Source organism: Rhodococcus sp. NCIMB 12038 (assembly GCF_002165735.1).
Classification (GTDB): domain Bacteria; phylum Actinomycetota; class Actinomycetes; order Mycobacteriales; family Mycobacteriaceae; genus Rhodococcus_F.
This window is the reverse complement of the sequence record NZ_NHML01000046.1, coordinates 1-14,578: the sequence shown is the minus strand read 5'-3', so window position 1 is coordinate 14,578 and position 14,578 is coordinate 1. Positions and strand designations below refer to the sequence as shown.

The window sequence follows — 14,578 nt, the reverse complement described above, 5'->3', positions numbered from 1 at the left end:
GGACCAGAAACGTCGAACCAGCCGATTAAGTCGCTCCACCGGCAGGGCCCACCGGACTCCCCGTGACGGCGACCGCGGATCCCACCCATCGGCGCAGGTACTCACGCAGTTCGTCCTGGCTACGCGGCGGGTTTCCCGGCGAGATGAAGAACGACTGCATCGTCCGCAACTGATACTCGACGAGCTCACGGAGGGCGTGCTCCCCGTAGCCGTGCCGCTCCCAGTCGACGTCGAAGCGCCTGATCATCGTCATTCCGAAGGCGAGGGCTTCCTCGGACGTGATGCCCTCGGTATGGGAATGGGAACCGGACAGCATGATGCCGAGCTGCGGAACGCGGGGCGCTTCGTTGAGCGTGTAGATCACGGCCTCGACCACAGCTTCTGCTGGATCCTCGAGGCCGGCAACGTGTTGCGTCAGTCGGTCGAGGAATCCGTCGACCGCGGCGATGGCTGCGGCTCGGAGGAGGGAGTCGGTGCTGGGAAAGTACCGGTAGACCGTCTGACGGATGACGCCGAGGGATTCCGCAACGTCGGCGATGCTGATCGCCGTGCCGTTCCGGCTGATGAGCTCGACTGCGGCGATGACGATTCGACGGGACGCTTCCTCGTCACTTCCGGGTGGGCTGCCACCCCACCCACGCCTGCCTGCCATTGCCCGTTCCTTACCTCTCGCAATGCGTCGTCGGCCCGAACGTACTGCACGGACGACGGCACATTGCCCGACCTGGACTCAGAGGTTACCGCGCGCGGGTTTCACTTCCGGCCATAGCAGTTCTCCCCGAATCCGCCGAAAAGTAATCATACAGAGTTTATGGTGTGTGTATGTTGTTGAGCTTGGGTCTCCACCTGCCCACAGACTTCAGCCCACTCAGGCCGCACGAGACGAGGAATTGCACATGTCCGACCTGCATCCCAGAAAGATGGATTTCGCGTTCGACGAACAGGACGTCCCGTTCCTCTGGAACCCCGACAACCCCGCCTGGTCGAGCATGTCGAACGCGATCTCGTTCCTGGCCATCGGTTTCGAGAAGATGATCGTCAAGGCGATCATGCAGGCGAAACCGTTGATGGCCGATCCCGATGTCGCAGACGAGGCCGTGGCGTTCATGCGTCAGGAGGGCCACCATTCCACCGCGCATCGTCAGCACGTCAAGGCCCTGATCAGGCGGTATCCAGGACTCCAGAACACCCTCGACGCGGTGATCGGCGAGTTCGACCTCCTCACCGAGGCGACCAGCCTGAACTACCGCCTCGCGTACACCGCCGATCTGGAGGCGACGTTCACGCCGGTGTTCAAGCTGATGCTCGACAACGACGCGACCCTCTTCCGGCCGGGCGACGACCGGGTTGCGTCCCTGTTCATCTGGCACTTCGTCGAGGAGGTCGAACACCGAAGCTCAGCGCTGGTGATCTTCAATTCCCTTGTCGGAGATGAGCTGTACCGGATGAGGATGGCGCCGTCGATCTTCACGCATGTGATGAAGGTTGTCCGGATCGCCTGCGCCGGGTTCAACCAGCACGTCCCACTGAGGGAGCGGAAGGTCGATTCGATGTCGATGTTCGCGACGCACCGCACCAAGCAGAAGCTGCTCACCGCGTTCGCGCCCTACCTGAGCAAAGGGATCATGCCGCGCGCGTTCGACGACCTCCCCCGCGGGGAACAACTCACCGCCCTCGCCGGCGTCGTCCGTAGTCAGATGCCGAAACACAACCCGACGCACGAGAAGCTGCCCGCGCTCGCCGACGAGTGGTTCACCCGATACGACGCCGGCTACGACTGCACCCGCTGGTACACCGCCGAGTCGGGTGAACATCGGACCGAGTCCGCGGCGGCGGTGGTCAACTGATGACCGATCTCTGCTCCCCCACCTTCGACCAGCTGTCGACGGCGCTCGGCTTCTCGTGCGCCGAGGCCGGTGGACTCGTCGAGGTCCGTAATCCGTTTGCCCTGGAGAACTGGACGCTGCCGGTTCTCGAGTTCACGATCGTGCTCGGGTCGGTGCTCGCGCTCGTGTTCGCGATCCTGCGCTGGCGCCGCAACGGCGATCCGACCACCCTGGCGCTCTGGTTCGGCGCCACCGCGTATCTATTCGTCATCGAACCGCCGCTGTACTTTCCGGCGGCGTTCGGGATCGAGGAACACGTGGACACGATGTTCGCGCACAACGTGTTCACGGTGGAATTCCTGTGGGGCCGGCTCCCCCTGTACATCATTGCGATCTATCCGCTGATGGCCACGCTGGCCTTCGAGCTCGTCCGAATGCTCGGCGTCTTCCGAAAGTACGGCGTGCTCGTCGGCGCGGTCTGCGTGGGCTTCGTGCACCATGCGTTCTACGAGATATTCGATCAACTGGGGCCGCAGCTGAGGTGGTGGGAATGGTCGACCACCAACCCGGTCAACCAGCCGATGTTCGACGCGGTCCCGCTGCCGAGCGTCGTGGTGTTCGCCGCACTGTGGCCGATGTCGCTGGCGCTGTGCGTCCAGTTCTTCGTGGGTCGCCACGCCGACCGGGGCCGGGACTTCACAGGACTCGAACTGGCTTGGCGCACAATCGTAATCGGCCTCCTGGCGTCGGCGGGCACGTTCATCCTGCCGATCCCCGCGACCATCCTCGGGATGGAGAGCACCACGGTGCGAGGATTCCTCTACGCGGCGGAACTCGTCGTCGTCACGCTCGTCGCGTTCCCGGTCCTGGTGCGGCAGTGGTCGCGGCTGCGCGGGGGGGCGTCGGACGTTTCCGCCTACTCGAACGACTTCGTGCGTGTCTACAGCGTGGTGTACCTCGGCGTGATGGGTCTGTTGTGGGTGACCGCGTTACCGGACTACTTCGCTGCCGTCGACGGTGTCACGAGCAACGGCGATCCCATCGGAAATATCTGGTACACGATCGTCTGCTTCGCGATCGCAGTTCTGTGCGTCGCCGCCGCCTTCACGGTGCCGCGGAATTCCGTGGACGGACACGGCCCGGTCTCCGGCGAAAGGACGTCGAACGCTGTCCGATAGCTGCCGCGCATTCTCGTGATCGACAACCGCATCCTGCCAGTCCCGGTCGGTGACCGGGCTGCCGCCCGCGGTCGGAGCGGTCACACCGAGCCGAGTGCCGATCAGCTCCCACGACAGGCCACCGGCGAGCGCGTCGATCACCGACCGGGCGAGGAGTTCTTCGTCCTCTTCGCCCGGTACACGGATCGGGGATTGCACCAGCCGGAGCTGTCGACGGTTCGGGGCCGTCTCCTCATCCATTCGGGCGACTGTACCGGGGCCGGATTTCCTGTCCATTCGCCGAACGGCACGGCTGCGACAACCCGGGCACTTGGCTACCGGGCCGAGTGGCACGCGACCGGGTATGTGGTGTACAACATAGTCGGCCACGATGTGAACCAGATCACAGACGTGACCGTGAGGCACACATATAAGTAACCGACGAAAGCAGGACGCATGGCGACAGTCTCGATCACCCCGGCAACTCCCACCGTGTCGCGGACGCCCCGCCACGGCGGCTCCATGAGCACCGCGGAGATCAAGTCGAGGATCGAGGCAATGTTCGCCGACGACCGCACGCCCGCCCGTCGCAAGGTCACAAGCTGACGATAGCGTTTCTCACCATGAGGGCGGTCAACGTGGCGCCGCGCGGCAAGCTGTCGTCGCGAGTTCCCGCCGACCACCACATACGGGGCTGAGGATCCTTGGCGCTCGGTCATTTTCGGGAAATCGGAGACCGAGGCGCCTCGGTCTCGATGTTTCCCTCACGTGCGGCCCACTCAGGGAGACGACCGGTAGGTTACGGATGAACGATGTCCAGCAGTACGCAGACAGTCTCGCGGATCAGCTGAACCGCTCGATCGAAATCGATGACTGCGGTCTCAAACCGCTGGCGTTGACCGAGCAGCACGGTGACCTCGACGACGTCCGTGTCCGGTCGATCCTCCAGCGACACTCCTCCCCGGAGGTGTTCGAATACGCCTTCTCGCTCGATATCGCCCACGCCACCGGCCCCGTCCGGTTTCCCGCGAATCCGGCGTTGCAGACGTTGCCTCGGGTCTGCATACCGATGCGAGCCTACGGGGAACTCCATGGATATCTATGGCTGATCGACAGCCCTCCGCTCACAGATCCCGACATCACCGCAGCGACCAGCACAGCAGGCACGATCGCAGAACTGCTTCACCAGCAGTCGGAGTCGACGGCCACTGCGCTGGATCGGGAAGCTCGGCTCGTCAGCGCCCTCCTGGCGCCACCGCGTGAGGGCAGACCGTCGGCGGAGCTCCTGGGTAATGAACCTCTCCTCGAATTCGCCGAGCCCGCGAGTGTGTTCACCACGCGGTTGGCACCAATCGGTGACAGCGGCGAGACACTGGACACCCGAGCACTGCGCGGCGCTACCCAGGAAGTGGCGTATGCGCGACCGATGGGTCATTCCCTCCTCGGGCATGGCGACGACACAATCCACCTGATCGTCAGTGCAGAGGTCCACGACGACCGACTTCGTCCGTTTCGCCACGCACTGACGAAGGCGGCCCGGCGACGCGGGTGGATGCTGCGCGGAACCGGCGTCGGAGCGGCTGCATCCGATCTCGATGAACTGCGACGATCGGGAATGCAATCCAGCTACGCGGCATCCATTGCACATGCACGGAAAGTCGAGCAGTTGAGCTGGAACGAGCTCGGAGCCGACCTCGTGTTCTATGGACTGCCGTGGACCACTGACACCCTGGAGGTTCTTTTTCCGGGCGCATCTCGTCTGTTCGACGCGGACAACTCACTGATTCGCGAAAGTCTGGATGCGTATTTCGACTGCGGCGGTGACACCCGCCGCGCAGCCGCCCAGCTAGCGGTGCACCGCACCACCCTCTACTACCGCCTCGACCGTGCTCAGCAGCTCCTCGGAGAGGATTGGGCGCAGGGCGAGCGTCGGGCCGGACTTCAGCTCGCCCTCAGATTGGCGATGCTGATCCGCAACACCTGATGCGTGTTCGCCGTTCAGTTTCACCCGTTCACCTGGGGATTTCGACAATTACAGGAACAGGCCGCGCGATTACTCGAACACATACGGAAGACGCCCCCACGCGTCGCTCGTAGTGTTCGGAATCACAGTCGAGAACGTCGCGGCGGTGCCAACCACGCACCGACAGACCATCACCGACCACACCGACGTATCGGTTCTCTCCAACACTCGAACGGAACTTCCGGCGGGTGTGCGGGCAGTATTCGGCGCGCTCGGGGGTCACGACTGATGAATTTCACAGCCTCTTTCCTGAAGGAGCCCCCGTGGCCACACACGCTCTCGACGACGCGAAGCTATCGCGGTTTCATCTGAAAACGACGCTCTACGGAAATGGCGGACACCTCTGCGACGGCTACATCCTCGGCGCCATCGTTCCCGCACTCCCCCTCTTCGCCCAGTCTCATCCAGTCAGTTCATTGATGAGCGGCCTGATCGGTGCCTCCGCACTGATCGGCGTGTTCCTGGGGAGCGTGCTGTTCGGCTGGGTCACCGACAGGATCGGACGCCGCCGCATGTTCGTTATCGACTTGGCACTGTTCGTCGTCCTCTCTCTCGCGCAAATCGCGGTCACCGGCGCCGTGATGTTGCTCGTTCTCCGCGTTCTGCTGGGGATTGCGGTCGGTGCCGACTACACGATTGCCACGACCTTGGTGGCCGAGTTCGCACCACGCAAGTACCGCGCCACCCTGCTCGCAGTGGGGCCGGCGATGTGGACTATCGGGTACGTCCTCGCAATTGTCGTCGGAACGGCGATTGCCGGGTTCGGTGGTGATGGCGCCTGGCGCTGGATCCTCGCAACCAGCGCAGTTCCTGCGCTCATACTGCTGGTCCTGCGCCGGAACACACCCGAATCGCCGCGCTGGCTCGCTCGGAACGGACGTGCGGACGAAGGCCTGGCAATTCTGCGGAAGCATGTCTCCCCCGCCGCAACCCTCGCCGACCTCGCCGACGAGGAAGAAGAGGACGAATCGACTGGATCGCTGCGCGAGGTGTTCGCCGAACAGCACCGCAAGCGACTGGCATTCGCATGCTTGTTCTGGTTCTGCCAGGTCGTGCCCTATTTCGCGGTCTTCACCTTCCTGCCCACAATCCTCGAGTCACTCGACATCGAATCCGGCTTCTGGCAGACCACGAGCGTCAACCTCTTCCTTCTGATCGGCGGCGCCGTCGGCATCGTCACAATAGGCAAGATCGGTCGACGCCCCTACACCCTGGTCTCCTTCGCACTGCTGACCGCATCGACACTCGCAATCGGCCTGTGGCAGAGCGCCCCCGCAGGCTATGTCATCGCCCTTTTTGCCCTCTTCGCCCTCATTTCTTCGGCGATGGCCGCGCTCGACACCGTCTATCCCAGCGAACTGTTCCCCACCAGCATCCGCGCATCTGCAACCGGAATCTGCGTGTCCTTCAGCCGAATCGGCGCAGCGATCGGCACGCTTCTACTGCCGATGGGAATCGATCACTTCGGGGCACACGGCGTCACGCTGATGACCGGTGTGGTTGCAGGCCTCGGACTCCTCATCAGCATCGCGTGGGCACCGGAAACCGCGGGCCTACCCCTCGCCCAGGCCGCAGGTGACACCAAGGAAGGACCCGGAAAGTCACCCACAGGCAACCCGGACCGCAGCTCATCGTTCGTGTCTCAGCAGTAACTCGACCAACCGCCACAACAGCAGCCCAACTCCACGCAGGAGGACTTTCATGACTGTAGTCATCGACACCAGTGACGACCTGACCCTCGACAATGTCGCGCGGGTGGCCTGGATGGGCGAGCAGTGCAGAATCAGTGACCGCGCACTGGCCGCCATCCGTTCCCGCCGAGACGAGTTCGTCGAGTTCGTCGAACAGAACGCAAATCGTCATCTCTACGGGATCACGACCAAGCATCATGTCGGCGCGAAATCCGTGCTCGGCGCCGACAGCCGCGCGGAGTTCGCAACCCGGCTGCCGTCGACTCCCGCCACTGTCGGCCCTCGACTGCCTGAACGCCTCGCTCGCGCAATCGTCCTTGCACGGCTTGCTGATGTGCTGAACGGGACAGCGTGCCTGCGGGTGGAAACAGTGCACCGACTGATCGAACTACTCGACTCGAATCTTCCACCGGTTCCGGCCCGCGGAAACGGCGAGCCGGGCGACATCATCGCTTTGGGACACCTGCTCAGGACTCGGTTCGACGGAACTCTCGAGATCGGTGAGGGGATGGCCCTCATCAACGGTTCACCGGTAGCTGCGGCGGCCTTGGGGGACGCCGCGCTGGCCGGGCGGCACCGAATCACCGTGATGGAACAGGTGATGGCGCTGGCCGCGGTCGCGATCAATGCCCCGGCAGCGCACTACGCCCCCGAACTCGAGGCCGCATGGCGCGACGAACACCAGGCCGAAGCCTTACACAACATCCGCCGGCTCATGGAGACCGACGACCACTCGTCCGAGCTCCCGTATCAAGCACCGGTGTCCTTCCGCAGTGGGCCCCGCGTCATCGGATGGGCACGGAGAGCGCAGGCCGCCGCCGAGGAATGCGCCGAGATCGCGCTCTCAGCCTCATCGAACAATCCCATCTTTGTCGGGCCGACAGTCCATCCGCCCCTCGGCGCGATCTTGTCGAACGGCGGCTACCACAACCCCCTCGTCGCTCCGACACTCGATTCTCTCGCTCGCGCCTGGGCCGATACCTGCCAGCTGATCACCGCTCAGGTCAATCGCATCGTCGAAGACCCGAGTGGACTCGTCGCCACCGAACCCGAATCCCAGGTCAGCTTGCTTTACATGACATCAGCAGGGTGGGCCGAGGAGGCCCGCGTCGCCGCCACGCCATCACTGATCGGACTGGGGGGAGCCGGTCAAACCGACACCGGAACACCCGACCTGCTCGCCTGGCGGAAGGCGCGCGATGCCGGTGCAGCACTCGACAACAACCTCGCCGTCCTCGGCATCGTGTCCAGCCACGCACTCGCCCGCAAGGGACAGGCCGTGCCGCATCGGCTCGCACTGCTCAGCCGGCAGATCCTTCAGCGATTTCCGGTTGGAAGCGCGCCCGTCGACTACGGCGCTCACCTCGAGTCGGTCGTCGACCTGCTCGCACGATCCCGAGACGCCGCGGCCGCACCCGCTTCCGAGTTCGCCAATACCTGAACATATTTCACAGAATCTGCAGGAAAGGAGACGGATGTGGCTGTCGCAGTGATCGGCGGCGGGATCGTCGGAATGAGTACAGCGTGGAGCCTTCGCCGACGCGGCGAGGAGGTCATCGTCATCGAACGCGGTTCGATCGGCGAGTCGGCCTCGGGCGTCAATGCCGGTTGGGTCACCCCGTCACTGTCGACCCCCCTCGCCTCACCCGGCGTCGTCGGACTCGGACTCACACACGCCCTCGACCCCAATGGCGCCCTGTCCATCCGGCCGCGTCTGGACACCGACTAAATCCGTTGGCTGTGGAAGTTCGCCCGCGCAGCCCGACCTTCGGCGTACGAGAGCGGGGTCCGTGCACTGCTGCACCTCAACCGCCACACACTCGACTTGTTCGACGAATTCCACGACGACGGTGTCGATTTCGAGATGCACTCGGCCGGCCTGCTCGCACTGGCACAATCCGCCGACGGCCTGAAATGGTTCAGCCAGTTGTTCGACCAACTGGTCCCGATGGGCTTCCCCGGTCGCGTCGAATACCTGTCCGGCGACGAAGCACGTCAACGCGACGCCGCCGTCGGCCTCGGAGTGCAGGCCGCCGCCCACACCTCGATCGACCGACACGTCAACCCGGAATCCCTGCTCCAAGGTCTGCACAAGAGAGTCACGGAAATGGGCGTCACCGTCCTCCAGCACACAGCCGTGGAGGCCGTCACCCCCGCAGGTACGGGCTGGTCGATACGACTTCCGGACACCTCCTTGGATGTCGACCAGGTAGTGGTAGCGCTCGGTGTCGCGACAAACACCATTCTCGCTCCTCTCGGCTTCACGTTGCCGATCATCGGAGCCAAGGGGTACTCGATCGACATCCGGGGCGCCGGTACGTCCCCACGCCACGCGTTGTACCTGATGGAACCCAAACTGGGCCTGAGCCCGTATCACGACGCCATCCGCATCGCCGGCGCCTTCGAACTGCCCGCCCGCGATGAACGCATCCCCGAACAGCGGATCCGGAACCTCGTGGACCAGGTACACCCGTACCTGGCCGGGTGGGCCCCGGATGCACGAGTCGATGCCCGTGCCGGCCGGGCAGGATTACGGCCTGCCACACCGGACAGCTTGCCGTTCATCGGCCCGGTTCCCGGTCACCACGGCCTCTACATTGCTGCCGGACACGGCATGCTGGGCGTCACCCTGGCACCCGCCACAGCCGAGGGAATCGCCGACATGATCACCACCCGCCGCATCCCCGAATCGATGCTCCCCTTCCAGTTGGCAGGACGCACCCGATGACAAGTCTGAACCCCGTCGAACGCACACCGGCGGCTATCCGACGCGCATCGCCTGGTCGGCGAGCGTCACGTGGTGTGCGAGGACAGGTCCGATGCCGGCGAGGGCTTCCGGACTCGTCATCTGCTGGTGGGACGCGGGAACGTTGTGGACGAAAATCTCGCCGCTGATGCGCTGCCGCCACGCGGAGACACCGGTGGGGGCGTCGAAGGAATCTGCCGCTCCGAAGTACAGCAGATCGACGCCGTTCGGTGTCGATGGGCGGTGCGCGAGCGCGAGGTCGACCGTCTGCGTGAAAACCCGGTGGACGGCTTCGAGGTCGCCCGCGGTCACGGCCGCGAACGGTCCACCGGTGCGACGCAGCACCTCCACGGCACGATCGGTGGTCGTCGCGTCATCTCCGCCATCCGGGACCACCGCGCCGAACTCCGCCAGAAGTGCTGCCACGGTGGGCTTCTCGGTCGTGCGATCGAGACCTGCGGCCAGATGGGTGTCGAGCATCGTGAGGGTAGCCACCTCGTCGCCGGCACTTGTGAGCTGCACCGCCATCTCGTGAGCGATCTGGCCGCCGACCGAATAGCCCACCAGGTGGTACGGGCCGTGCGGCTGCACCGAACGGATCCGGTCGACATACCGGGCCGCGAGTTCCGTCAGGGAGTCGACGCGCAGGTCCGGGTCGGTCAGCGCCGGGGACTGCAGCCCGTACACCGGACGGTCGCCGAGATACTGCACCAGTCCGGTGAAGCACCACGCCAACCCGATCGCGGGATGGATGCAGAACACCGGGCTGCCGGTTCCGGTGGTGCGCAGCGGCAGCAGTACATCCAGTGACCGGTCGGCCTCATCCTCCGACCCGGGATCCCCCGGTGCCGTGACGATCATGTGCGCCAGCGTTTCCGGTGTCGGATGGGTGAAGATCCACTGCACCGGCACGGTCCGCGCGGAGGACTCGGCGATCCGCGCGATCACGCTCGTCGCGGTGAGTGACGTGCCACCGAGGGTGAAGTAGTTGTCGTCCAGCCCGACCCGGTCCAGACCGAGTCCCGCGGCGAACGCGGCGACTACCATCTCCTCGATCGCGTTGCGTGGCGCCCGGTACTCGGCGCGCCCTGCGGCGAAGTCCGGTTCCGGCAGAGCTGCGCGGTCGAGTTTCCCATTCGCGGTCACCGGTACGGCGTCGAGCACCGTCACGGTCGCCGGCACCATGTGCGGCGCCAGGCGCGCTCGGGCGTGCGCGAGGACCGCGGACGTGTCGAGTTCCGATCCCGCTACGGGGACGACGTAGCCGGCCAACCGGTCGCCGCTGGTGTGCACGACGGCGTGGTCGATACCGGGGTATCCGAGGAGGGCTGATTCGATTTCGCCGAGTTCGACGCGGAAGCCACGGATCTTCACCTGAAAATCCGAACGCCCCACATACTCGAGCACCGGCGAACCGCCCGGACGCTCCCGCCACCGCACCACATCCCCCGTCCGATACATCCGCTGCCCCGCACCACCGAACGGATCCGCAACAAACCGTGCCGCCGTCAACCCGATCCGATTCCGATACCCCCGCGCCAACGCCGGACCCGACAAATACAACTCCCCCGCCGCCCCGAACGGCACCGGCCGCAACCGCCCGTCGAGGACCAGTTCACCGAACCCACGAACCGGACCACCGATCGTCACCGGTTCTCCCACCACCAACGGACCGCTGACATTCGACATCACCGTCGCCTCCGTCGGCCCGTACGCGTTGACCATCCGCCGACCCGGCGCCCACCGCGCCACCAACTCCGGCGGACACGCCTCACCCGCAACCACCAACGTCCCCAACGCCTCCAACCCGGACGGCTCCAACGACGACAACGCCGTCGGCGTCAACACCGCATGCGTCACACCCTCACGAACGAGAATCTCCGCCAACTCCACCCCGCCGTACACCGTCGGCGGAACCACCACCAACCGGCCACCCATCCCCACCGCCCACACCAACTCGAACACCGACGCATCGAAACTCGGCGACGCACACTGCAACACCCGAGCACCGGTGACAGATCCGAACTCGGAACGCTGCGACGCCACCAGATTCGCCAACCCCCGATGAGTCACCACCACACCCTTCGGCAGACCCGTCGACCCCGACGTATAAATCACATACGCCGCCTGACCCACCCGCACCGGCCCACCCCGATCCGCATCCGACACCGACCCCGCCGACACCGACGACAACAGCGAGACCGTCTCGGCATCATCGAGCANNACCCACCGCACCTCCCCCGGCAACCGATCCACCGAACCCGACACCGTCACCCCCACAANCACACCCGCATCAGCAACCATGTGCTCGATCCGACCCACCGGATACTGCGGGTCCACCGGCACAAACGCCGCACCCGTCTTCGCCACCGCCCACACCGACACCACCGACTCCACCGACCGCGCCACCGCCACCGCCACCACCGACTCGGAACCCACCCCCGCCGCGAGCAGCACCCGCGCCAACCGATTCGACGCCGCATCCAACTCCCGATACGACAGCCGACGGCCCTCGCACACCACCGCCACCGCATCCGGATCCACCCCCACCGACACCGCCAATAACCCCGGCAACGACACCTCCGGGGCCGACCGCCCACCCACCACCGGCGTCAACCGATCCAAATCGTGCGCGCCGATGACGTCGATGTCGCCGATCGGGCGCTCCGGCGACGCAGTGACCGCATCGAGGATTCGAACGAACTGATCCGCGAAACCGCGGACGGTGCCCGCGTCCAGGACGTCGGTCGCGAAGCCGAAAGCCGCGGACATCCCTGCGGGCGCACCGGTTTCGTCGACGTTCTCACTCAGGGTCAGGAGCAGATCGCATTTGGCGACCTCGACGCCGACGTCGACGACCTCGACGGTCAGTCCGGGCAGTTCGAGGCGGCTCTCCTCGGTGTTCTGGAATTCGAGCAGCACCTGGACCAGCGGGGCGTGCGCCGTCGACCGCACCGGGTCGACCGCCTGCACGACCCGATCGAATGGCACCTCTGTGTGCCCGAATGCGCCGAGATCGGTGTCGCGGACGTGCGCCATCAGATCGGTGAAGGAGTGTTCGGGTACGACGCGGGTTCGCAGCACCACGGTGTTGACGAACATACCGACCATCTCGTCGAGGGCCGCGTCGCCGCGGCCGGCGACCGGTGTGCCCACCGCGAGGTCCGTCGCATCGCTCAGCCGGCCGAGCAGGACGACGAGTGCGGCGTGCGCGACCATGAACAGCGTCGAATCATGACTCCGGGCCAGGTCGGACAGCTTCCTGTGCAGGTCCGCGCCGATCGCGAACGGCACGGTGGCGCCGTGCGAGGACCGCTGCAGGGGTCGCCGGCGGTCGAGCGGCAGCTCGAGCAGCTCGGGCATGCCGTCGAGGGTCCGGCGCCAGTAGTCCAGTTGCGCCGAGATCGGAGAGTCCGGGTCGGTGTCGCTGCCGAGGGTGCGGCGCTGCCACAGCACGAAGTCGGCGTACTGCACCGGCATCGGCGCCCACCCGGGCGGGCGTCCGTGTGTACGCGCTGTGTAGGCCACCATCACGTCGTGGGCCAGCGGCGCCATCGATGATCCGTCCGCCGCGATATGGTGCAGAACCAGGGCCAGCACATGTTCGTCGGGACTGATTCGCAGGAGCGCGGTGCGCATCGGGACCTCGCTGCGCACGTTGAATTCGGCCGACGCCAGAGACACCAACTCGGTGCGCAGCGCCGCCTCGTCGGACACGATGACCGGAGTGAGGTCGAGGGTCACCTGGTCCACGGGCAGCACCACTTGGTGCGGGCCGTCCGCGGAGCCGGGGTAGACGGTGCGAAGGGGTTCGTGCCGTTCGACGACGTCGACGAAAGCCGCACGCATGGCCTCGATGTCGAGTTTGCCGGACAGGCGCAGCGCGATCGGGATGTTGTAGGCGGGCGAAGCCATGTCGACCTGGTTGACGATCCACATCCGCTGCTGCGCCAGCGACAGCGGCACACGGTCGGGGCGCGGACCCGCGGTGAGGTCGGCACGCGCCGCGCCGCGGCGATCCGATGCATCGGCGCGGGCAGCGAACCCCGCCACCGTGGGTGCCTCGAACAGCTCCCGCACCCCCAGACCGATACCCAGAGCCGAGTTGACGCGGGCGACGACGCGGGTCGCGCTCAGTGAATTACCGCTCAGGTCGAAGAAGTTGTCGTCGAGCCCGGCTCGGTCGAGTCCGAGCACCTCGGCGAAGGCATCTGCCACGGTCTGCTCGGTCGCGCTGCCCGACGCACGGAACACGGTGCGTACCACCGCGAAATCCGGTGTAGGCAATGCCTGCCGGTCCAGTTTGCCCACCGGGGTGAGCGGCAGCTCGTCGAGGATCACGATTGTCGCGGGCACCATGTGCGCGGGCACGCGGCCGCGCACATGGTCGGTGACCTCGGCGACGTCGGGTTCGCCGTCACCGGACGGTAGGACGTAGGACACCAAGACGGTGTCCCCGGACGGGACGGTGCGACCGAGGGTCACCGCGAACGCAATACGGGGATGCTGTGTCAGCACCACGTCGATTTCGCCGAGTTCGACGCGGAAGCCACGAATCTTCACCTGAAAATCCGAACGCCCCACATACTCGAGCACCGGCGAACCGCCCGGACGCTCCCGCCACCGCACCACATCCCCCGTCCGATACATCCGCTGCCCCGCACCACCGAACGGATCCGCAACAAACCGTGCCGCCGTCAACCCGATCCGATTCCGATACCCCCGCGCCAACGCCGGACCCGACAAATACAACTCCCCCGCCGCCCCGAACGGCACCGGCCGCAACCGCCCGTCGAGGACCAGTTCACCGAACCCACGAACCGGACCACCGATCGTCACCGGTTCTCCCACCACCAACGGACCGCTGACATTCGACATCACCGTCGCCTCCGTCGGCCCGTACGCGTTGACCATCCGCCGACCCGGCGCCCACCGCGCCACCAACTCCGGCGGACACGCCTCACCCGCAACCACCAACGTCCCCAACGCCTCCAACCCGGACGGCTCCAACGACGACAACGCCGTCGGCGTCAACACCGCATGCGTCACACCCTCACGAACGAGAATCTCCGCCAACTCCACCCCGCCGTACACCGTCGGCGGAACCACCACCAACCGGCCACCCATCCCCACCG

At 65.6% G+C, this 14,578-nt stretch carries 9 protein-coding genes and 1 pseudogene; 8 read left to right on the top strand and 2 right to left on the bottom strand.

All coding sequences use genetic code 11. The features are described from left to right. Positions 1-25: 25 nt before the first annotated feature. On the bottom strand, positions 26-652 hold the full coding sequence (locus CA951_RS39120) for a TetR/AcrR family transcriptional regulator (protein WP_087561976.1): 627 nt from the start codon (positions 650-652) through the stop codon (positions 26-28). A 244-nt stretch (positions 653-896) separates the two neighbouring features. Here CA951_RS39120 and CA951_RS39115 point away from each other — a divergent pair, with 244 nt between their 5' ends. From CA951_RS39115 to CA951_RS39080, 8 genes and pseudogenes are all read left to right on the top strand, one after another. Beyond that, positions 897-1,847: a metal-dependent hydrolase gene (locus CA951_RS39115; protein ID WP_087561975.1), complete on the top strand. Its 951-nt coding sequence runs from the start codon at positions 897-899 to the stop codon at positions 1,845-1,847. Further along, positions 1,847-3,004, top strand: coding sequence for a hypothetical protein (locus CA951_RS39110; protein ID WP_087561974.1), 1,158 nt, complete (start codon positions 1,847-1,849; stop codon positions 3,002-3,004). Before CA951_RS39115 ends, CA951_RS39110 begins: the two co-directional genes overlap by 1 nt. 15 nt (positions 3,005-3,019) lie before the next feature. Then, the gene (locus tag CA951_RS43705; protein ID WP_179220490.1) at positions 3,020-3,421 is read left to right on the top strand and encodes a hypothetical protein; all 402 of its coding nucleotides are present in this window, start codon (positions 3,020-3,022) and stop codon (positions 3,419-3,421) included. Between the two features lie 18 nt (positions 3,422-3,439). Continuing rightward, entirely contained in the window at positions 3,440-3,589 is a 150-nt protein-coding gene (locus CA951_RS43700) for a hypothetical protein (protein ID WP_179220489.1), read from the top strand. A gap of 199 nt (positions 3,590-3,788) precedes the next feature. Continuing rightward, positions 3,789-4,967 (top strand): CdaR family transcriptional regulator, encoded by a 1,179-nt coding sequence (locus tag CA951_RS39100; protein WP_087561973.1) that lies wholly within the window; start codon positions 3,789-3,791, stop codon positions 4,965-4,967. Between the two features lie 302 nt (positions 4,968-5,269). After that, positions 5,270-6,658 (top strand): MFS transporter, encoded by a 1,389-nt coding sequence (locus tag CA951_RS39095; RefSeq protein WP_179220488.1) that lies wholly within the window; start codon positions 5,270-5,272, stop codon positions 6,656-6,658. 49 nt (positions 6,659-6,707) lie between these two features. After that, a complete protein-coding gene (locus CA951_RS39090; protein ID WP_087561972.1) occupies positions 6,708-8,138 on the top strand; it encodes an aromatic amino acid lyase in 1,431 nt (476 codons plus the stop codon). A 36-nt stretch (positions 8,139-8,174) separates the two neighbouring features. Further along, a pseudogene (locus CA951_RS39080) lies at positions 8,175-9,425 on the top strand (NAD(P)/FAD-dependent oxidoreductase). A gap of 33 nt (positions 9,426-9,458) precedes the next feature. On the opposite strand, the gene CA951_RS39075 reads toward CA951_RS39080, so the two are convergent. Next, a complete protein-coding gene (locus CA951_RS39075; protein ID WP_087561969.1) occupies positions 9,459-14,570 on the bottom strand; it encodes a non-ribosomal peptide synthetase in 5,112 nt (1,703 codons plus the stop codon). Positions 14,571-14,578 lie beyond the last annotated feature (8 nt).

Excerpts from the sequence above, each read along its gene's own strand:
- CA951_RS39120 (WP_087561976.1), bottom strand. The coding sequence starts at position 652 with ATGGCAGGCAGGCGTGGGTGGGGTGGCAGCCCACCCGGAAGTGACGAG.
- CA951_RS39115 (WP_087561975.1), top strand. The coding sequence starts at position 897 with ATGTCCGACCTGCATCCCAGAAAGATGGATTTCGCGTTCGACGAACAG.
- CA951_RS39110 (WP_087561974.1), top strand. The coding sequence starts at position 1,847 with ATGACCGATCTCTGCTCCCCCACCTTCGACCAGCTGTCGACGGCGCTC.
- CA951_RS43700 (WP_179220489.1), top strand. The coding sequence starts at position 3,440 with ATGGCGACAGTCTCGATCACCCCGGCAACTCCCACCGTGTCGCGGACG.
- CA951_RS39100 (WP_087561973.1), top strand. The coding sequence starts at position 3,789 with ATGAACGATGTCCAGCAGTACGCAGACAGTCTCGCGGATCAGCTGAAC.
- CA951_RS39090 (WP_087561972.1), top strand. The coding sequence starts at position 6,708 with ATGACTGTAGTCATCGACACCAGTGACGACCTGACCCTCGACAATGTC.